This window comes from Kribbella sp. NPDC050470, from assembly GCF_044458365.1.
Taxonomy (GTDB): Bacteria; Actinomycetota; Actinomycetes; order Propionibacteriales; family Kribbellaceae; genus Kribbella.
Genome location: NZ_JBITHV010000014.1, coordinates 165,993 through 186,189 on the forward strand (window position 1 = coordinate 165,993; position 20,197 = coordinate 186,189).

Sequence of the window (20,197 nt, forward strand, 5' to 3'; positions counted from 1 at the left end):
CTGCACACCATCCCTACCGCGGGGAGTGCAGCGTGCAACTGGACGAAGTGCTGGCCGACCTGTGGGCCGAGAGCGCTGAGCTGGACCGGCTGGTCGGTGGCCTGCCGGCCGAGGACTGGGCGACGCCGACACCGGCCGAGGGCTGGACGATCGCGCACCAGATCGCCCACCTGGCCTGGACCGACGAGGCCGCGCACCTCGCCGTCACCGATCCGGACGGCTTCCAGGTGTCCCTCGAGAAGGCGGCCGCGAACCCGTCGACGTACGTCGACGAGGGCGCCAACGAGACCGCGGCGCTGCCGCCGGACCAACTGCTGACCTACTGGCGGGAGACTCGGGCCGAGCTGGCCGAGGCGCTCAGGAAGGTCCCGGCCGGGCAGAAGGTGCCGTGGTACGGGCCGCCGATGAGCCCGACCTCGATGGCGACGGCCCGGTTGATGGAGACCTGGGCGCACGGCCAGGACGTGGTCGACGCGATGCAGGTCACCCGCCCGCCGTCGAACCGGCTGCGGCACGTCGCCCACCTGGCGGTCCGGACCCGCGACTTCGCGTACTTGCTGAACAACCGCACCCCGCCGGCCGAACCGTTCCACGTGGAACTCACCGGCCCGGACGGCGACACCTGGACCTGGGGTCCCGACGACGCCGGGCAGCGGGTCACCGGCCCGGCGCTCGACTTCTGCCTGCTGGCGACCCAACGCCGGCATCGCGACGATCTCGCCGTACACAGTGAGGGTCCGGATGCGGAGGAGTGGCTCGGCATCATCCAGGTGTTCGCCGGGCTGCCGGGCAAGGGTCGGACGGCGGGGCAGTTCGGATGACCGCGCCGATCAGGATCGGGAACGCGTCCGGGTTCTACGGCGACCGATTCAGCGCGGTCCAGGAGATGCTCACCGGTGGGCCGCTCGACGTGCTGACCGGTGACTACCTGGCCGAGCTGACCATGCTGATCCTCGGGCGGGACCGGCTGAAGGACCCGTCGCTCGGGTACGCGCGGACGTTCCTCAAGCAGCTCGAGACCGGGCTCGGCGAGGCGCTCGACCGCGGCGTCAAGCTCGTCAGCAACGCCGGCGGCCTGAACCCGTCGGGACTCGCAGCCGCGATTCAGGCGCTGGCGGACAAGCTCGGGCTGCAGCCGAAGATTGCGTACGTCGAAGGCGACGACCTGCTCGCCCGGGCGGACGAGCTCGGCCTCGGCACCCCGCTGACCGCCAACGCCTACCTCGGCGCCTGGGGAATTGCGGAAGCCCTGCAGGCCGGCGCGGACGTGGTCGTCACCGGCCGGGTCACCGACGCGTCGGTGATCGTCGGGCCGGCCGCCGCCCACCACGGCTGGAAGCGGACCCAGTACGACGAGCTCGCCGGCGCAGTGGCCGCCGGTCACGTGATCGAGTGCGGCTGCCAGGCGACCGGCGGGAACTACGCGTTCTTCGGCGAGATCCGGGACCTCGGCCGGCCCGGGTTCCCGATCGCCGAGATCGACGCCGACGGCAGCAGTGTGATCACCAAGCACGACGACACCGGCGGCGCGGTCACGATCGACACGGTCAAGGCACAACTGCTGTACGAGATCGTCGGCGAGCGGTACGCCGGTCCGGACGTCACGACGCGCCTCGACTCGATCGAGCTGAGCGACGACGGCCCCGACCGGGTCCGGATCAGCGACGTCCGCGGTGAACCGCCGCCACCGACGTACAAGGTGTCGCTGAACAGCGTCGGCGGGTTCCGCAACGAGGTCGACTTCGTGCTGACCGGGCTGCAGCTGGAGGAGAAGGCCGAGCTGGTGAAGGCCCAGCTCGAGCGGGCGCTCCCGAAGCGGCCCGCCGAACTGCGCTGGTCGCTGACCTGGACCGAGAAGCCGAACGCGGACACCGAGGAGGAGGCCAGCGTCTTCCTGCGCTGCGCGGCGAAGGACCCGGACCCGAAGGTCGTCGGCCGGGCGTTCTCGAACGCCGCGATCGAGCTGGCGCTGGCGAGCTACCCCGGTTTCCACGTCACCGCGCCGCCGGGCGACGGATCGCCGTACGGCGTCTTCCGGGCCGGGTACGTCGACATCCGGGAGGTCGAGCAGGTCGTCGTACTGCCCGATGGGACGCGGAAGGTGGTCGAGCCGGCGGCGGAGACGCAGCCGCTGACACCGGTCGAGGACACCGAGCTGCCGATGCCGTTGCCGCAGCTCGCGTCGAGCGGCCGTCCGCGGACGCGGGAAGTCCCGCTCGGCCGGATCGCCGGCGCGCGGTCGGGTGACAAGGGCGGCGATGCGAACGTCGGCGTGTGGGTTCGGCAGGAGAAGGCGTGGCGTTGGCTCGCGCACACGCTGACGGTCGAGCTGTTCCAGGAGCTGCTGCCGGAGACGAAGAACCTCGCGGTCACGCGGTACGTGCTGCCCAACCTGTGGGCGGTCAACTTCGTCGTCGAGGGGCTGCTGGGTGAGGGCGTCGCATCGCAGGCTCGCTTCGATCCGCAGGCGAAGGCAGTCGGCGAGTGGTTGCGGTCCCGGTACGTCGACGTACCGGAGGTGCTGCTGTGAACGACTTCCGGGAGTCCGTACGGCGCTTCATGGCCGCCGAGGTCCTGCCTTACCTGGACGAGTGGGAGCGGGCCGGCGAGCTGCCGCGGGAGTTGCACGAGAAGGCGGGGAAGCTCGGGCTGCTCGGGGTCGGGTTTCCGGAGGCGGTCGGCGGTGGTGGCGGCTCGCTGGCAGATGCGATCGCGGTGGTCGAGGAGATGCACTACGCGGGTGGATCCGGTGGGCTGGTCGCGTCGCTGCTGACCTGTGGGATCGCACTGCCGCACATCGTTGCTGCGGGCAATCAGGAGCAGATCGACAGGTGGGTGCGGCCGACGCTCGAGGGCACGTTGATCGGAGCGCTGGCGATCACCGAGCCTGATGGTGGCTCGGACGTGGCGTCGCTGCGGACCACCGCGCGGCGGGAGGGCGAGCACTTCGTTGTGAATGGCGCGAAGACGTACATCACCTCGGGGTGCCGTGCGGACTTCGTGACCACTGCGGTGCGGACCGACGGGCCGGGTGCGCGCGGGATCAGCTTGCTGGTGATCGAGAAGGACACACCGGGGTTCGTGGTGTCGAGGAAGCTCGACAAGATGGGGTGGCTGTGCTCGGACACGGCTGAGCTTTCGTTCACCGACGTACGTGTTCCGGCCGAGAACCTGGTCGGTGCCCAGGGCACCGGATTCGTGCAGCTGGCGGTGAACTTCGTGGCCGAACGGCTGACGCTGGCCGTGCAGGCGTACGCCGGAGCGCAGCGGGCGCTCGACCTCACCGTGGAGTGGTGCCGGGTGCGGGAGACGTTCGGGCGGCCGTTGATCTCACGGCAGACCGTGCAGCACACGCTGACCGAGATGGCCCGTCGGATCGAAGTCGCCCGCGTCTACGTGCACTCGATCGCCGAGCGGGCTGCGCGCGGCGAGGACGTGATCGCCGAGACGTGCTTCGCCAAGAACACCGCCGTCGAGGCAGGGCAGTGGGTCTGCGACCAGGCCCTGCAGCTGCACGGCGGTCTCGGCTACATGCGGGAGGCCGAGGTCGAGCGCCAGTACCGCGACCAGAAGATCCTCGCCATCGGCGGCGGCACCACCGAGATCCTCACCGGCCTGGCCGCGAAACGACTGGGGTACACATGAGCAATCGCGAGGCGATGCTGGAGAAGCTTGTCGCGCTGGACGCCGAGCATGCGAAGGCGCTGGCCGGCGGCGGCGAGAAGTACGTCGACCGGCACCACAAACGCGGCAAACTGCTGGCGCGCGAGCGAATCGACTTGCTGCTCGACCCGGACACGGCGTTCCTGGAGTTGTCACCGCTGGCCGGCTGGGGTTCGGACTTCACGGTCGGCGCGAGCCTGGTCACCGGGATCGGCGTGGTCGAGGGTGTCGAGTGCCTGATCACCGCGAACGACCCGACCGTCAAGGGCGGCGCGAGCAACCCGTGGACGCTCAAGAAGGCGCTGCGGGCCGACGAGATCGCGCGGGCGAACCGGTTGCCGGTGATCAGCCTGGTCGAGTCCGGTGGCGCGGACCTGCCGACGCAGAAGGAGATCTTCATCCCGGGTGGCGCGATGTTCCGCAACCTGACCCGGTTGTCGGCCGAGGGGATCCCGACCATCGCGCTGGTGTTCGGCAATTCGACCGCGGGCGGCGCCTACATCCCCGGCATGAGCGACTACGTGGTCATGGTCGACGGCGGCGCGAAGGTGTTCCTGGCCGGGCCGCCGCTGGTGAAGATGGCGACCGGTGAAGACGCCGACGACGAGTCGCTCGGCGGCGCCTCGATGCACGCGCGGACCTCGGGACTGGCCGACTACTTCGCCGTCGACGAACAGGACGCGATCCGGCTCGGCCGCCAGATCGTGTCCCGGCTGAACTGGCACAAACTCGGTCCGCCGCCGGCATCGTCGTACGACGAACCGCTCTTCGACGCCGACGAGCTGCTCGGGATCGTGCCGGGTGACCTGAAGGTCCCGTTCGATCCGCGGGACGTGATCGCCCGGGTGGTGGACGGGTCGGTGTTCGACGAGTTCAAGCCGCTGTACGGGTCGTCGCTGGCGACCGGGTGGGCGTCGGTGCACGGGTATCCGGTCGGCATCCTGGCGAACGCGCGGGGAGTGCTGTTCAGCGAGGAGTCGCAGAAGGCGGCGCAGTTCATCCAGCTGGCGAACCGGGCGAACACGCCGCTGATCTTCCTGCACAACACCACCGGCTACATGGTCGGGCAGGAGTACGAGCAGGGCGGGATCATCAAGCACGGCGCCCAGATGATCAACGCGGTGTCGAACTCCAAGGTGCCGCACATCTCGATCCTGATGGGCGCGTCGTACGGCGCCGGGCACTACGGGATGTGCGGCCGGGCCTTCGACCCGCGGTTCCTGTTCGCCTGGCCGTCGGCGAAGTCGGCGGTGATGGGACCGCAGCAACTCGCCGGGGTGCTGTCGATCGTGGCGCGGGCGGCCGCGGCGGCGAAGGGCCAGCCGTACGACGAGGACGGCGACGCCGCGATGCGCGCGTACGTCGAAGGCCAGATCGAGGCGGAGTCGCTGCCGATGTTCCTGTCCGGGCGCTTGTACGACGACGGCGTGATCGACCCGCGGGACACCAGGACCGTGCTCGGGATCTGCCTATCCGCCATCCACTCCGCCCCGGTCGAAGGTACGTCGTCCTTCGGCGTCTTCAGGATGTGAGACGCATGATCACGTCAGTACTGGTGGCCAACCGGGGCGAGATCGCCCGGCGGATCTTCCGCACGGCCCGGTCACTCGGCCTGTCGACGGTCGCCGTCCACTCGACCGCCGACGCCGGATCGCCGCATGTGGCCGAGGCCGACGCGGCGGTCCACCTGCCCGGGAACGCCCCCGGCGAGACCTACCTGCGCGCCGACCTCGTCATCGAGGCGGCCGTACGGGCGGGCGCCGACGCGATCCATCCCGGGTACGGCTTCCTGTCCGAGAACGCCGGGTTCGCGCAGGCGGTGCTCGACGCCGGGCTGACCTGGATCGGGCCGCCGGTGGACGCGATCTCGTCGATGGGCTCGAAGATCGAGGCGAAGAAGCTGATGGCGGCGGCCGGGGTGCCGGTGCTGGCGGAGCTCACGCCTGCTGAGGTGTCGGCTGCCGACCTGCCGGTGCTGGTGAAGGCATCGGCCGGTGGTGGAGGGCGCGGGATGCGGGTCGTGTCGCGGCTGGAAGATCTGCCCGCGGAGATCGAGGCTGCCTCGGCGGAGGCGTTGTCGGCCTTCGGCGACGGGACGGTGTTCTGCGAGCGCTACCTCGCGGCCGGCCGGCACATCGAAGTGCAGATCATGGCCGACCAGCAGGGCACGATCTGGGCGGTCGGCGAGCGCGAATGCTCCATCCAGCGTCGCCACCAGAAGGTCGTCGAGGAAGCCCCGTCGCCGCTCGTCGAACGCATCCCGGCCATGCGGGCCCACCTCTTCGACGCCGCCCGCAAAGCAGCCGCGGCGATCAACTACGTCGGCGCGGGCACAGTCGAGTTCCTGGCCGACAACACCGGCAACTTCTACTTCCTCGAGATGAACACCCGCCTCCAGGTGGAACACCCCGTCACCGAGGAGACGACCGGCCTGGACCTGGTCGCGTGCCAGTTCGCGGTCGCGTCAGGTGAACGACTCCCGGCCGACCCACCACCCACAGTCGGTCATGCGATCGAGGTCCGGTTGTACGCCGAGGACCCGGCCCGCGACTGGCAACCCCAAACCGGACGCCTGCACCGGTTCGCGGTCGGGGCCGAGCGGCTTTCCGGAACAAAAGCGGCACCTGGCGACCACAATCTTCCGGAAAGCGGCGCGCCTCGGGTGCGGGTGGACTCGGGAGTGGTGAGCGGGTCGGAGGTGTCGCCGTACTACGACGCGATGCTGGCCAAGGCGGTCGTCTGGGCGCCCACCCGGACGGCGGCGGCGAGGCGGCTCGCGGCTGAGGTGGACCGGGCCACGATCCACGGCGTGCGGACGAACCGCGACCTGCTCGCCTGGATCCTGCGGCATCCGGCGTTTCTCGCCGGGAACACCGACACCGGGTTCTTCGCGCGGCACGGGATCGGGGCGCCTGTCGATCCACAGGTCAGCCGGGTGTCGGCGCTGGCGGCGGCGCTGGCTGATGCGGCTGGTCGGGTGCCGCCGGTCCGGGTGCCCAGTGGGTGGCGGAACTTGGGTTCGCAGCCGCAGCGGAAGGCGTATCGGGTTGGAGATGAGGTGCACGAGGTTGCGTACCGGCTGACCCGGGACGGGTTGGTTGTGGAGGGCAACGTGCAGCTCGTCTCGCATGCGCCGGACCACGTGGTGCTCGAGGTAGGCGGCGTACGGCGGGCGTTCGACGTGGCGGCGTACGGCGGCTTGGTGTGTGTGGACTCGCCGCTGGGCAGCGTGACGCTGGAGAAGGTGGAGCGGTTCACGGATCCGTCGCGGCAGGTGGCGGCGGGGTCGTTGGTGGCGCCGATGCCGGGGACGGTGATCCGGGTCGGCGTGCAGGTGGGCGACAAGGTCGAGCAAGGGCAGCCGTTGCTGTGGCTGGAGGCGATGAAGATGGAGCACACGATCGCCAGTCCGGCGAGCGGTGTGGTGAGTGAGCTCAAGGTCGAGGCAGGTCAACAGGTCGAGGTCGGCGCCGTACTGGCCGTGGTTGGGGAGGATGCATGAACTTCGTCGAGTCCGAGGAACGCCAGGCTTTGCGGAAGGCAGTCGGCGAGCTGGGCAAGAAGTACGGCTACGAGTGGTTCAACCGGCAGGCGCGCAGCGGCGGGCACACCACCGAGCTGTGGCTGGAGGCGGGCAAGCTCGGGTACCTCGGCGTCAACCTCCCCGAGGAGTACGGCGGCGGAGGCGGCGGCATGGCCGATCTGTCGATCGTGCTGGAGGAGCTCGGCGCCGCGGGCTGCCCGCTGCTGATGATGGTCGTCTCGCCGTCGATCTGCGGCACGGTGATCGCCCGGTTCGGCACCGACGAGCAGAAGCGGCACTGGCTGCCCGGCCTGGCCGACGGCACCACGATCATGGCGTTCGCGATCACCGAGCCCGACGCCGGCTCGAACTCGCACGAGATCACCACGACGGCCCGCCGTAGCGACGGCGGCTGGTCGCTGACCGGGCGCAAGGTCTTCATCTCCGGCCTCGACGTCGCCGATGCCGTGCTGGTCGTCGGCCGGACCGAGGACGCCCGCACCGGGAAGCTCAGGCCGGCCCTGTTCATCGTGCCGGTGGACGCGCCCGGCGTGGAGTTCACCCAGATCGAGATGGACCTGATCAGCCCGGACAAGCAGTTCGCGCTCTATCTGGACGACGTACAGCTGCCGCGCGAGGCGTTGGTCGGCGCCGAGGACGCGGCCCTGCTGCAGCTGTTCGCCGGGCTCAACCCGGAGCGGATCATGGCGTCCGCGTTCGCGATCGGCATCGCCCGGCACGCGCTCGGCAAAGCAACGGCCTACGTCAAGGACCGCCAGGTCTGGAAGACCCCGATCGGCGCGCACCAGGGCCTCGCGCACCCGCTCGCGCAGATCAAGATCGAGCTCGAGCTGGCGCGGCTGATGCTGCAGAAGGCCGCCGCCCTGTACGACGCCGGCGACGACCTCGGCGCCGGCGAAGCGGCGAACATGGCGAAGTACGCCGCCGGCGAGGTCGCGGTCCGGGCCACCGACCAGGCCGTCCAGTCGCTCGGCGGCAACGGCATGACCAAGGAGTACGGCGTCGCCTCGCTGGTCGCCGCCGCCCGCGCGACCCGGATCGCGCCGGTCAGCCGGGAGATGATCCTGAACTTCGTCGCCCAGCACTCACTCGGTCTACCCAAGTCGTACTGAGAGGATTCCCGATGATCATCAGCAGTGAGTTCCCACCCGTCGAGATCCTCGACGTCCCGATCCACGACGCCGTCCTCGGGAGAGCCCAGGAGTACGGCGACCGGCCGGCCCTCGTGGACGGCGTGACCGGCAAGGAGATCAGCTACGCGCAGCTCGACGGGATGAGCCGCCGGGTGGCCGCCGGGTTCGCGGAGCTGGGCATCAGGCACGGCGACACGATCGCGCTCTACAGCCCGAACACGATCCTGTACCCGGTCGTCTTCTACGGCGCCACCCGCGTGGGCGCGACCGTGACGACGGTGAACGCGCTCTACACCGCGGACGAGCTGCACAAGCAACTGGTCGACTCCAAGGCGAAGCTGCTGGTCACGATCTCGCTGTTCCTCCCGGTGGCGACCGCCGCGATCGAGGGCACCGACGTGACCGAGATCTTCGTCTGCGACAGCGCCGAGGGCTACCGCTCGGTGATGGAGCTGGTCGCCTCGACCGGCCCCGAGCCGGAGGTGACCATCGACCCGGCCGACGACGTCGCCGTACTGCCGTACTCCAGTGGTACGACGGGCGCCGCGAAAGGCGTGATGCTGACGCACCGGAACATCGCGACCAACATCGCGCAGGCCGAGGTGATGATCAGGCTGGACGAGGGCGAGCGGATCATCGCGATCCTGCCGTTCTTCCACATCTACGGGCTGACCGTGCTGATGAACCTGCCGCTCCGGCTCGGCGCGACGGTCGTCGTGCTGCCGAAGTTCGACCTGGAGCAGTTCCTCACCACGCTCGACCAGCAGAAGATCACCCGGGCGTTCGTCGCACCGCCGGTCGTGCTCGCGCTGGCGAAGCACCCGGCCGTGGACGGGGTGGACCTGTCGGCGCTGAAGTACGTGATGTCGGCCGCGGCGCCGCTGGACGGCGAGCTGGCCGAGGCGTGCGCGAAGCGGCTCGGGTTGCACGCCGTGCTGCAGGCCTACGGGATGACCGAGCTGTCGCCGGGCACGCACTCGGTGCCGCAGGACGACCAGGAGCCGCCGCCGGGCGCCGTGGGCAAGCTGTTCCCGTCCACCGAAATGCGGCTGGTTGGTGCTGACGGCAACGATGCGGACGAGGGCGAGATCTGGATCCGCGGGCCGCAGGTGATGAAGGGGTATCTGGGCCGGCCGGCCGAGACCGACGCGACCATCGATCCGGACGGCTGGCTGCACACCGGTGACATCGGGCGGATGGACGAGCGCGGGTACCTGTACGTCATCGACCGGGTGAAGGAGCTGATCAAGTACCACGGCTACCAGGTGCCGCCGGCCGAGCTCGAGGCGGTGCTGCTGACGGACGACCGGATCGCGGATGCGGCGGTGATCGGGGTGCAGGCCGAGGGCAACGAGGTGCCGAAGGCGTTTGTGGTCCCGATGCCGGGGGTGGAGCTGACCGAGGCGGACGTGATCGAGTACGTGTCCGCGCGGGTGGCGCCGTACAAGAAGGTCCGGCAGGTGGAGTTCATCGAGGCCGTGCCGAAGGCTGCCTCGGGCAAGATCCTGCGGCGTGAGCTGAGAGCCCGCGAGGCCGCCCGTGAGTGAGGCCCTCAAAGAACCCCAGCAGGACCGCAGCCGGGCCACCCGGCAGCGGCTGCTCGAGGCGGCCGTGGAGTCACTGGCCGAGGTCGGGTACGCCGCGACGACGGTGTCGGTCGTCGCGGCGCGGGCCGGGGTTTCGCGAGGTGCGGCGCAGCACCATTTCCCGACGCGGGCGGACCTGTTCGCGGCCGCCGTCGAGTACATGACCGAGGTGCGGCTGGCGGAGATCCGCGCACAGGCCGCGGCGCTGCCCAGTGGGCCGGGGCGGACCGAGGCGATCGTTGGGATGCTCGCTGATGTCTACACCGGCCCGCTGTTCCGGGCGGCACTGCACCTGTGGGTGGCGGCGTCGACCGAGGAGGCGCTGCGGAAGCAGATCGTCGGACTGGAGGCGCATGTCGGGCGGCAGGCGCACCGGGCGCTGCTCGAAGTGCTCGAGGTGAGTGAACGGACGCCTGGGGTGCGGGAGACCGTGCAGGGGGTGCTGGACATGGCACGAGGTCTTGGGCTGGCTGATCTGCTGTCGGATGACAGTGCTCGGCGGCGCGGGATCGTGCGGCAGTGGAGCCGGATCCTCGATCAGGCGCTGCGGGCGCCGGGGGTGTGACCGAAGGCGCGGCGGAAGGTGTCGATGAACGCACTGGTCGACGCCCAACCGCACTGGTGAGCCACCCGCGTCACGGAGTCGCCACCCGCTAGCAATCGCAGCGCCAGGTGCAGCCTGAGCTCGGTGCGCCACTGCGGGAACGTCATGCCGAGGTCCGTCTTGCACAGTCGGCTCAGGGTGCGTTCACTGGCGCCGATCTCCCGGCCGAGTTCTGTGAGCGTCCGGTTGTCGGCCGGGTCGTCCTGCAACAACTGGCAGACCGCTGCCAGTCGTGGGTCGCGTGGAGTGGGGAGATACGTCGGCCGCTGTGGTGAGCGTCGCAGCTGATCCAGCAGCACCAGGTACAACCGGTGTTGTTCAGTGGGATCTGTTTCGAGGGTTGTGTACGCGAGGATCAGCTCTCTCAGCAGCGGACTGACCACGAGAGCCGACGGGGCGTTCAGAGCGAGTGGGTTCTCGGTGAGTCCTACGGTGTGGAGGGCGGTCTCGCCGTACGCGCGGTGTTGGTGGAGGGTGCCGGAGGGGACCCAGATCGCTCGGTTGGCCGGGGCGATCCAGCTGCCGGCTTCGGTGGTCACCGAGAGGACGCCGCGGCCGGCGTAGACGATCTGGTGCTGCTCGTGCCAGTGCGGGTCGATGCCGCCACCCGCCGGGATCTCGAGGGACCCGGTGTTGGCTGGACGGCGTTGGCGGATTTCCGGCATAGATTGGCATTTTATCGGAAGCCGGACAGGCGGTCCGCGGCCGAGGATCGAGAGTGTGCGGAGACTTCGACCGATCGGGCTGATGGCGATCGGGCATGGCTGCGTGGACGTGTACCAGGGCGCCGTACCTGCGCTCGTTCCGTTCCTGGTCGCCGAGCGCGGCCTCGGGTACGTCGCCGTGTCGGGCATCACGCTGGCCGCGACGCTGCTGTCGTCGGTGGTGCAGCCGGTGTTCGGTGTGCTGACCGATCGGCGGCCGCTGGCCTGGCTGATCCCGATCAGCATGACGACTGCAGGGCTCGGAATCGCGCTGCTCGGGATCGGTGATTCGTATCTGCTGAGTTGGCTGGCGGCGGCGCTGTCCGGGCTCGGGGTCGCGGCCTATCACCCGGAGGCGGCGCGGATGGCGCGAGCAGTGAGTGGGGGCAGCCATGTCGGGATGAGCTGGTTCTCGGTCGGCGGAAACGTCGGTTTCGCGCTCGCGCCGGTGCTGGTCACGCCGATCATGGCGGTCGGCGGGCTGGCCCTGACGCCTGTGCTCGTTGTACCTGCTCTGGTCGGTGCGGTGATCACCACGGTGGCCGTTCGAGCTGGGGTGTCGCGGGTGGCCGCGAGCCGGATGGAACGTCCTGGGAGTGACGACTGGTCTTCGTTCCTGCGGTTGTCGGCGATCATGGTGTGCCGGTCGATCGTCTTCGTCGGGCTCGGCACCTTCATTGCGCTGTACGCGGGTGAGCGGGTCGGCGGCGGTACGACGACCGGCGGGGCGGCGTTGTTCGTGCTGTTCGCCGCCGGCGCCTTCGGCACGCTGCTCGGCGGACGGTTCGCGACCCAGTACGGCCGGGTCCGGACGATGCGGACGTCGTACGGCGTCGCGGTGCCGGCGATCGCCGGTCTGGTGTTCGTCCCCGGTCCCTTGTTCTTCGTCTTCCTCGCGCTGACCGCGATCGCGATGTCGATCCCGTTCTCGCTGCACGTCACGCTCGGCCAGGACTTCCTGCCCGGCCGCGTCGGCACGGCCGGCGGGATGACCCTCGGTCTGGCGGTCAGCATCGGCGGCGTCGCAACGCCCATCCTCGGCACGATCGCCGAGCACTCCTCCCTACGCCTGGCCCTGTCCACCCTCATCGCACTGGCCCTGACCAGCTGCCTGATCGGCTACTTTCTCAACGAACCTGCCCGGTGACGCCCGGGCACGTGCTCGGGATCTGACCGCGTCTCGTTTCCAACGATGGTCCAGGTTGTGGTCAGGGGCTCTGTAAAGGTTTGCTCATGACGTAGGTTGGCGTTTGTCATGACTACTGAGGGGATCGACCGGGCGGCGGGGGTCGGGCTTCGGTCGGAACGCGGGCCGATCCTGCTCGCGGTGATGCTCAGCATCGGCCTGGTGGCGATCGACGCGACCATCCTCGCGACCGCCGTACCCTCCATCGTCGACGATCTCGGCGGCTTCACCCAGTTCCCGTGGCTGTTCTCGATCTACCTGCTCGCGCAGGCGGTGTCGGTGCCGATCTACGGCAAGCTCGCCGACCTGCGCGGCCGCAAGCCGATCATGCTGCTCGGGGTCGGGCTGTTCGTGCTCGGCTCGATCCTGTGCGGGTTCGCCTGGAGCATGCCGGCGCTGATCGCGTTCCGGCTGATCCAGGGGCTCGGCGCGGGCGCGATCCAGCCGATCGGGATGACGATCGTCGGCGACATCTACACGGTCGCCGAGCGGGCCAAGGTGCAGGGCTACATCGCCAGCGTCTGGGGCATCTCGTCGTTCGTCGGCCCGGCGCTGGGCGGGGTGTTCTCGGACTTCGTCTCCTGGCGCTGGATCTTCTTCGTGAACATCCCGCTCGGTCTGGCCGCGGCCTGGGTGCTGACCCGCCGCTTCGAGGAGAAGGTCGCCCGGCAGGCCAGTCACCAGATCGACTACGCCGGCGCGATCCTGCTCGCGGTCGGCGGTTCGCTGCTGCTGCTCGGCCTGCTCGAGGGCGGCGTGATGTGGGAGTGGGACTCCGCCCCGAGTATCGCGATCCTGGCCGTGTCCGCCGTACTGCTGGTCGCGTTCGTCCTGGTCGAGCGCCGGGCGGCCGAGCCGGTGCTGCCGTTGTGGGTGCTCGGCCAGCGGGTGCTCAACTCCGCGAACTCGGCCGCCCTGCTGATCGGCGTGCTGATGATCGGCCTGTCCACCTACGTCCCGCTCTTCGCGCAGGGCGTGCTGGGTACGTCGGCTCTGGTCGCCGGCTTCGCGTTGGCCGCGATGACGCTGGGCTGGCCGATCGCCGCGTCGCTGGCCGGCCGGATCTACCTGCGTGTCGGGTTCCGTACGACGATGCTGATGGGCTCGCTGATCGTCGTCGTCGGGGCCGCGTTGCTGCTCACGGTCGACTCCGGCAGCGCCGTACTGCACCTGGCCGCGGCCTGCTTCGTGATCGGGCTCGGCCTCGGTTTCTCCGCGTCGCCCTCGGTGGTGGCTGCGCAGTCGTCGGTCGCCTGGCAGACCCGCGGTGTTGTGACCGGCGCCAACATGTTCGCTCGCTCGGTCGGCAGCGCGGTCGGCGTCGCGGCCTTCGGCGCGGTCGCCAACGGAGTCGTCGCATCCCGCCTCGGTGACAGCCACGCCGACCTGGAGACGCTGCCCGGCGAGGTGCTCGCGCCCGCCATCCACGACGTCTACTACGGAGCCGCCGCAGCCGCCGTCCTCCTGGTGGTAGCTGTCGCCTTCATGCCCAACCGCATCACCGAACAACCCCTCGCCAACACAACCGCCGACTGACGGCCCGTCTAGGTTGGGTTCATGCAGGCTGTTGATTGCGTGGGTGGACTGATCCAGGACGAGCAGCATCGCGTCTACGTGCAGCGGCGTACGGCGGAGCGGCGGTTGCTACCGTGGATCTGGGATGTGGTGGGCGGGCACCTGGAGGCGGGCGAGACGCCGGAGGAGGCACTGCGGCGTGAGGTCGAGGAGGAGACCGGCTGGAAGGTCCGGGACATCGTCTGGACCGCCGCCGACTGGGAGTGGGAGTGGGAAGGCCGCGTACGGCGTGAGCTCGACTACCTGATCACCGTCGACGGAGACCTGAGCCGGCCGCGGCTCGAAGAGGGTAAGCACGATGCGGGCGCCTGGGTCGGACCGGACGACCTCGAGCTGATGATGGTGAACCGCACCGACGGCGACCGCAGGCTGCGCGACATCGTGGCGCACGTGGTCCGCACCCGCTTCACCGACCGCCTCCGCCTCGAACCGCTGACCGGTCCAGGCGCGGTCCTGCCAGGACATGCCGCGGACCTGGTCACGCTGTACGCCGACCCCTGGGTCGCCCACTGGTACGCCGAGACCCTGTCCGTGGAGGACGCAGTACGGCGGGCCACCGAGGCGCAGGCCCGCTGGGAGGCCGACGGTGTGCACAAGTGGATGGCATACGAGCGTGACACCGGAGCACTCGCCGGACGAGGCGGCATGTCCCGGATCCCGGCCGACGCCCCGGTGACTGCAGCCATCAGCGACCTGGTCGGACCGGACTGGGCCACCGACCGGCTGGAGCTTGGGTGGGCACTCGCCGCGTCGGCGCGTGGCCGCGGTCTGGCGACCGAGATCGGCCGTGCCGGGCTGGACTTCGCCTTTCGCACACTGAACGCGACGAAGGTGATCGCGTTCACCGAGCGGCACAACCTGGCCTCCCGCGCGGTCATGGAACGCCTAGGCATGACCTACGCCGGCGAGATCACCGCAGAGGGCCTGGTCGAGGGCACCACCGAGGTCCGGCCGGACGCACCCTTCGCTGTCTACGTCACCGGACCTGAAGCGGACAGCTAGCGGTCCAGCGCGGTCACGAAGCGGCTCAGGAGGTCCGCGAACGTCTGCCGCTCGCCGTCGGTCCAGTCCGCCATCGCCTGACCGAACCGCTCCCGCCGGTACTCGTGCACCCACTCCAGCTGGGCCCTGCCGTCCTCGGTGAGCACCAGGTTCGTACGACGGCCGTCCGCCTGGTCCGCCTCCCGTCGTACCAGGCCTGCCGAGACTGCGGCGGCGACCAGCTTGCTGGCCCGCGGCTGGTCCACACCGAGCGCAGCCGCAACCCCGTTGACGCCGATCGGGTCCGGACCGGCCGCCTCGAGCGCGTCGAGGACCTCCTGGACCGGATCCGGTCCACCGGACTGCACGGCGATGGTACGGCGGGTCTGCCGCCGGCGGACCGCGATCATCGCCGCCTCCACCACGGCCACCGGATCCGAGTTGTCCACAGCCAACTCCTTTGTCCACAGCCCTGTCGAGATATATGTTGATTGACATGTATATGTCAGATGACAACAAGCCTATCGGGTGGTGGCTGAAGGAGGTGGACCGCCTGCTGGAGGCGTCGTTCGAGCGGCTGCTCGCCGCGGACGGGCTGAACCGCCGGCAGTGGCAGGCGCTGAACGCGGCCGCGAGCCCGGAGCCGATCGCGGTCGCGCTCGCGCCGTTCCTGACCGGCGGCCCGGAGGAGCTGAGCGCCGCCGTCGACCCGCTGACCGCACGCGGCTGGCTGCAAGACGGGCGCCTGACGGCCGCGGGTCAGGCTGCGCTGGACGGGCTGAGGGGCAAGGTCCAGGCGCAGCGCGAGCGGGTGACGGCGGGCATCACCGGCACGGAGTACGCGGCGACGATCGGCGTACTGCAGAAACTGGCCGGCAATCTGAGTGGATCCACTGTGTGACCGCCCAGGCGCGGCGGTCACACAGTGGAACCGGCCACCTCGGGGGCGGCTCGTGGTGAGGTGTCACGAGCCACGCGGTGTCCTGCCGCCCAGGACACTCCCCGCCTGGCCCGAGGTGTCGGCCAGGAGGTGGTTGGAACGGCTGGGCGGCGGCGATACAGGGACTCAGCCGCCAGGCCCAGCCGGGTCGGTGGGCGGTGCGGTCCGGAGCTGAGGAGTGCTCCGGACCGCACCTCGGGTTTCGCCCGGGACTGAGGAGTGCCCCGGACCTTCCAGGTGCTGCTCCTGAACGTGAGGAGACTCCAGGCGCAGCGGACCGGGTCTGAGGAGGACCCGGAAATTCAGGTTTTCAGTCGGTGCTGTCGAGTGGACCGAGTACGTCGTTGGTGACTCGGAGGCCGGCGAAACGCCTCCGCATCGCCTGCTCGTAGCGGGCCGCCAGCGGCGCCTCCGCGACGTACTGCGCGATCACATGCTCGCCGAACCAGACCCGCACCCTTCGGCGGTGCTGTCTCGACGTCATCTCCGCGATGGTCACTACCTCTCACCCCGTAACTCTCAGGCCTTGCAACCAGTTGGAATTACTGGTTGTCATGGCAGTAATGGTGCACGAGCCCAACGTGACCGCTCTAGGACCTGGACCGGACCTTTGCCGGACCTCTTCCGGTCCTCTCGCGGACATCTGGGGGACCGCACCTTGTCGTGAGGGATCAGTCGAGACAACGTCTGAACTGACGTGAACTGGAGGAACGATGGCGGGTAGGTACGCGCCAAAGACGGTCCTGGCGCACCTGATCCAGCGCCGGAACCAGACCTACTCCGAGATCGTCGCCGAGTTCGTCGAGCTGGGTGGAACCATCACCGAGCGGCACCTGCGTCGCCTCGCATCGGGCGAGCGCGCAGGGACCACTCCTCAGACCCGGCGCACCCTGCAACGCATGTTCGGCAAGCCGGTCGAGGAGCTCCTCGCGCCGTACGTCCCCGATCAGGCCGCCCAGGTGGTGCCGGCACCTGCCGCGAGTGGACGGATCACGACAGGTACTGAGATGGAGGTTCTCGACATGGCTGCCAGCCGAGCGAGGGCATTTGCCCTCGCGGCCCAGTCCGGTCTCGGAAGCGAGGCCATGGAACAGGTGTACGACGACGTGCGCCACGTCGCGAAGGCATACCCGCAGCGCCCGCTGCCGGAGATCCTCGGCCAGCTGGTCGAAACCCAGGATCTGATCTTCGCCCTGCTGGAGAGCCGGCAACGTCCGGAGCACCTGCGGCAGCTGTACTTCCTCGGCGGTGTGACCGGTGGTCTGCTCGCCAAGGCCTCCCACGACCTCGGCAACCCGCATGCCGCCCTCACCCAGGCACGGACCGCGTTCCTCTGCGCCGACAACGCCGACCACCACGGCCTGCGCGCCTGGGTGCGCGGCCTACAGTCGCTCGTCTCCTACTGGGCCGGCAACCCGCACGACTCGGTCCGGTACGCGCAGCTCGGCGCCGGGTACGCCGAGCAGGCCAACAGCACCACCAGCGTCTGGCTGCCGGTGAGCGAGGCCCGCGCTTGGGCGGCGCTGGGCAACCCGGAGGCCACCCGCGCCGCCCTCGAGCGCGCCGAGAACGCCTGGAACACGGTTCGCAACGACGACCTCGACGACATGGGCGGCCTGTGCACCTTCGGCCGCAACCGGCAGCTGTACTACGCGGCTGACGCGCTCGCCTGGCTGCCCGGCGAGGTCGACCAGGCCGAGCGGTACTCCCGCCAGGCCGTCGACGCCTACAACGACCAGAACCACCCGGAGTGGGCCTTCGGCGACGCCGCCGGCAGCCAGGCCGCGATGGCCATCACCCGGATCGTCAGCGGTGAGCTCGACGGCGCCGCGGACGCGATCGCGCCGGTGCTGGGCCTGCCCGCCGAGCGCCGGATCAACGGCGTGGTGCACTCGGCCCGCCGGGTCCACCAGGCGCTGCGGCAGTCCGGTCGCGCCGACGACGCCCGCGAGCTGCAGGAAGAGATCGAGACGTTCACCCGGACGCCGATGCAGGCGTTCCCCCGGTAGTTTCTCCCAGATGGACTCATTGACCGGAGACCTGACGACCCTGCGCGAGTTCCGGACAGCTGATCTCGAGGACTACCTGGCCATCGTCGGCGACGACCGCGTGACGTCGTGGATGTCGTTCGACAGCCGGGACCGGGCCGCGGCCGAGAAGGCGCTGGCCGCGATCGTCGAGCGGGCCGCGCAAGAGGACCGGCCGGACTACCTGCTCGCCGTCACCCGCCAGGACGACGACAAGGTGGTCGGCTTCGCCCGGCTCGGGCCGACCGGGGTGCGGGCCGTGCACCTCGGCTACGCGATCCACGCGGACCACTGGGGCCGCGGCTACGCCACCGACGCGTCCCGGGTGCTGCTCCGGTTCGCCTTCGGCCCGCTCGGCAAGCACCGGGTCAGCGCGGCGATCGGCCCCGACAACGAGGCTTCGATCGCTGTCGTGAAGCGGCTCGGGTTCAGCTACGAGGGCCGGATCCGGCACCACGTCTTCACCAACGGGGACTGGCGCGACTCGTTGCTCTACTCGCTGCTGGAGCACGAATACGCCGACCGTTCACCTGGCGGTCGCCGGAAGCCTTGACTTCATTTGTCATGACCAGCAAGGTTGCGCGTCATGTCGACGCAGCAGGTGCCGGAGTGGGCCGATCCGGAGGTGCCGGAAACGGCACTGGACGCGCAGGGGGTGTCCCGGCGGAATCTGATCCGCGGCGCCGGGTTGCTGGGAGCGGGCTTCGCCGCGACGGCCATCGGTACGGCGGAAGCAGCGGCCACCACCGGCTCGGGCAGTGACCCCGACCTGGTCTACCTGGTCGGCGACCACCATGTGCACACCCGCTACAGCCATGACGCGAAGTACGACTTCAGCCAATTGGCACAGCGGGGAGCGCAGTTCGGGCTGGACTGGATGGCGTTCACCGAGCACAGCAACTTCGGCCACGCCGACAAGGGCGCCGCGGCCGAGAACGCCGAGGTTCTGAAGGCGCGGGCCGAGAACCCGCGGATGCTGATCTTCCAAGGCCTCGAGTGGTACATCCCGGCCGCCGAGCACGGCACCGTCCTGGTCGCGCCCGGCCCGAACAACGTCGCCCTGCTCCAGCAGTTCGAGCGCGAGTACGACGGCAAGCTGACCGGCCGCGCGGAGGGCAACCCGGCGAACGAGCAGAACGCCGTCAAGGCACTGCAGTGGCTCGCAGGGCAGAAGCAGAGCGGGTACGTCGACGACGTGCTGGTGCTCGCCAACCACCCACTGCGGCTGGGCATCGACGCTCCCTACGAGCTGCGCGACTGGCGCGACACCGGCGTCTGCATCGGTATGGAGGGCGCGCCCGGTTCGCAGGGCGACGCGGACCCGGCGTGGGTCGCATACCGCGGAGCGACCAACGCCCAGCGTGGTGAGTACGTCAACGCACCGAGCGCCAACAGCTTCCCGGGCTACCCGGCCGACGCGTATCGCACGTACGGCGGCTTCGACTGGGCCACGGCGACCGTCGGTGGGCTGTGGGACTCCATGCTCGCCGAGGGCCGGCTGTTCTCGATCACGTCGAACAGCGACAACCACCGGACCATCTGGGACACCTGGAAGGACGGGGCGTTCCCGCCCGGCGAGAACTTCGACAGCCTCGGCTGGAAGCCGTCGCCGACGGACTCCGGTGTGCCGCAGCCCGGCAGCGACTTCTGGCCGGGTCAGTTCAGCCGCACGCATGTAGGCGTGACGCGGTACGGCTACCTCGAGGTGATGGCTGCACTGCGGGCCGGCCGCGTCTGGGTCGACCACGGTCAGCTGGTCGACGGCATCGACGTACGGCTTGCTCCAGTTGGTGCGTCGCAGCGTGGTGTGACGCTCGGCGGTCGCCTGCGGGTCCATAGGGGTCAGCAGCTGGAGCTGCGCGTCACCGTGACCAGTGCGTCCCGGCCGAACTTCCATGGCGTCCTGCCGAGACTGGCACACGTGGACGTGATCCGTGGTGTTGTGGCCGGGCCGACGGCAGCCAGAGACAGCTGGAAGGCCCCCGACACCCGAGTCGTCGAGCAGGTCGACGTACGGCGGCAGTCCGGCACCTACACTCTGCGCATCCCGCTCGGTAAGGCAGAGCGGTCGCAGTACGTGCGGGTGCGAGGCAGCGACGGCAAGCGGAACGGGCCCGGGTACCTGGGCAGCCGCATCGACCCGGCCGGGCCGATCCAGCACCCGACGAACGACGGCGACCCATGGCTGGACACCTGGCTCTACACCAACCCGATCTTCATCGACGTGGTGTAGACAGCCCCAAGGCACACTGGA

General features: G+C 69.7%; 18 protein-coding genes. 15 read left to right on the forward strand and 3 right to left on the reverse strand.

The features are described 5' to 3' along the window. Positions 1–32: 32 nt before the first annotated feature. Genes ACIBGM_RS37980 through ACIBGM_RS38015 form a run of 8 tightly spaced genes read left to right on the forward strand, consistent with a single transcriptional unit; the run spans position 33 to position 10,491 of the window. A complete protein-coding gene (locus tag ACIBGM_RS37980) occupies positions 33–821 on the forward strand; it encodes a TIGR03084 family metal-binding protein (RefSeq protein ID WP_396388297.1) in 789 nt (262 codons plus the stop codon). Then, complete coding sequence (locus ACIBGM_RS37985) at positions 818–2,530, forward strand: acyclic terpene utilization AtuA family protein (protein WP_396388298.1); 1,713 nt, start codon at positions 818–820, stop codon at positions 2,528–2,530. Before ACIBGM_RS37980 ends, ACIBGM_RS37985 begins: the two co-directional genes overlap by 4 nt. Next, a complete protein-coding gene (locus ACIBGM_RS37990; RefSeq protein ID WP_396388299.1) occupies positions 2,527–3,645 on the forward strand; it encodes an acyl-CoA dehydrogenase family protein in 1,119 nt (372 codons plus the stop codon). The genes ACIBGM_RS37985 and ACIBGM_RS37990 overlap by 4 nt, the downstream gene beginning before the upstream one ends. Next, positions 3,642–5,195: an acyl-CoA carboxylase subunit beta gene (locus ACIBGM_RS37995; protein ID WP_396388300.1), complete on the forward strand. Its 1,554-nt coding sequence runs from the start codon at positions 3,642–3,644 to the stop codon at positions 5,193–5,195. Before ACIBGM_RS37990 ends, ACIBGM_RS37995 begins: the two co-directional genes overlap by 4 nt. 5 nt (positions 5,196–5,200) lie before the next feature. Further along, positions 5,201–7,165 (forward strand): biotin carboxylase N-terminal domain-containing protein, encoded by a 1,965-nt coding sequence (locus ACIBGM_RS38000; RefSeq protein ID WP_360522947.1) that lies wholly within the window; start codon positions 5,201–5,203, stop codon positions 7,163–7,165. Continuing rightward, a complete protein-coding gene (locus tag ACIBGM_RS38005; protein WP_360522950.1) occupies positions 7,162–8,319 on the forward strand; it encodes an acyl-CoA dehydrogenase family protein in 1,158 nt (385 codons plus the stop codon). Before ACIBGM_RS38000 ends, ACIBGM_RS38005 begins: the two co-directional genes overlap by 4 nt. A gap of 11 nt (positions 8,320–8,330) precedes the next feature. Next, positions 8,331–9,887, forward strand: a complete 1,557-nt coding sequence (locus tag ACIBGM_RS38010) for an AMP-binding protein (RefSeq protein WP_360522953.1) — start codon at positions 8,331–8,333, stop codon at positions 9,885–9,887. Further along, a complete protein-coding gene (locus ACIBGM_RS38015) occupies positions 9,880–10,491 on the forward strand; it encodes a TetR/AcrR family transcriptional regulator (protein ID WP_360522956.1) in 612 nt (203 codons plus the stop codon). Before ACIBGM_RS38010 ends, ACIBGM_RS38015 begins: the two co-directional genes overlap by 8 nt. On the opposite strand, the gene ACIBGM_RS38020 is transcribed toward ACIBGM_RS38015, so the two are convergent. Next, positions 10,464–11,195 (reverse strand): helix-turn-helix transcriptional regulator, encoded by a 732-nt coding sequence (locus ACIBGM_RS38020; RefSeq protein WP_360522959.1) that lies wholly within the window; start codon positions 11,193–11,195, stop codon positions 10,464–10,466. The two genes, ACIBGM_RS38015 and ACIBGM_RS38020, sit on opposite strands and share 28 nt — an antisense overlap. A 55-nt stretch (positions 11,196–11,250) precedes the next feature. Here ACIBGM_RS38020 and ACIBGM_RS38025 point away from each other — a divergent pair, with 55 nt between their 5' ends. From ACIBGM_RS38025 to ACIBGM_RS38035, 3 genes are all read left to right on the forward strand, one after another. After that, the gene (locus ACIBGM_RS38025) at positions 11,251–12,381 is read left to right on the forward strand and encodes an MFS transporter (RefSeq protein ID WP_360522962.1); all 1,131 of its coding nucleotides are present in this window, start codon (positions 11,251–11,253) and stop codon (positions 12,379–12,381) included. A gap of 108 nt (positions 12,382–12,489) precedes the next feature. Further along, positions 12,490–13,956, forward strand: coding sequence for an MDR family MFS transporter (locus ACIBGM_RS38030; protein ID WP_360522965.1), 1,467 nt, complete (start codon positions 12,490–12,492; stop codon positions 13,954–13,956). A gap of 21 nt (positions 13,957–13,977) precedes the next feature. Beyond that, a complete protein-coding gene (locus tag ACIBGM_RS38035; protein WP_360522968.1) occupies positions 13,978–14,997 on the forward strand; it encodes a GNAT family N-acetyltransferase in 1,020 nt (339 codons plus the stop codon). Here ACIBGM_RS38035 and ACIBGM_RS38040 read toward each other — a convergent pair. Next, the gene (locus ACIBGM_RS38040) at positions 14,994–15,425 is read right to left on the reverse strand and encodes a MarR family winged helix-turn-helix transcriptional regulator (protein ID WP_360522971.1); all 432 of its coding nucleotides are present in this window, start codon (positions 15,423–15,425) and stop codon (positions 14,994–14,996) included. The genes ACIBGM_RS38035 and ACIBGM_RS38040 overlap by 4 nt on opposite strands. A 47-nt stretch (positions 15,426–15,472) precedes the next feature. On the opposite strand from ACIBGM_RS38040, the gene ACIBGM_RS38045 reads away from it, so the two are divergent. Then, positions 15,473–15,877 (forward strand): MarR family winged helix-turn-helix transcriptional regulator, encoded by a 405-nt coding sequence (locus ACIBGM_RS38045; protein ID WP_360522974.1) that lies wholly within the window; start codon positions 15,473–15,475, stop codon positions 15,875–15,877. A 349-nt stretch (positions 15,878–16,226) separates the two neighbouring features. Here the strand turns inward: ACIBGM_RS38045 and ACIBGM_RS38050 are convergent, their stop codons facing one another. After that, complete coding sequence (locus ACIBGM_RS38050) at positions 16,227–16,400, reverse strand: hypothetical protein (RefSeq protein ID WP_165553433.1); 174 nt, start codon at positions 16,398–16,400, stop codon at positions 16,227–16,229. Between the two features lie 229 nt (positions 16,401–16,629). Here ACIBGM_RS38050 and ACIBGM_RS38055 point away from each other — a divergent pair, with 229 nt between their 5' ends. Genes ACIBGM_RS38055 through ACIBGM_RS38065 form a run of 3 tightly spaced genes read left to right on the forward strand, consistent with a single transcriptional unit; the run spans position 16,630 to position 20,176 of the window. Continuing rightward, positions 16,630–17,925 carry an XRE family transcriptional regulator gene (locus ACIBGM_RS38055; protein ID WP_360537680.1) on the forward strand — a complete coding sequence of 432 codons (1,296 nt, stop codon included), beginning with the start codon at positions 16,630–16,632 and terminating at the stop codon, positions 17,923–17,925. 10 nt (positions 17,926–17,935) lie between these two features. Further along, positions 17,936–18,496: a GNAT family protein gene (locus ACIBGM_RS38060; RefSeq protein WP_360537682.1), complete on the forward strand. Its 561-nt coding sequence runs from the start codon at positions 17,936–17,938 to the stop codon at positions 18,494–18,496. Between the two features lie 33 nt (positions 18,497–18,529). After that, positions 18,530–20,176 (forward strand): PHP domain-containing protein, encoded by a 1,647-nt coding sequence (locus tag ACIBGM_RS38065; RefSeq protein ID WP_360537684.1) that lies wholly within the window; start codon positions 18,530–18,532, stop codon positions 20,174–20,176. Positions 20,177–20,197: the final 21 nt, after the last annotated feature.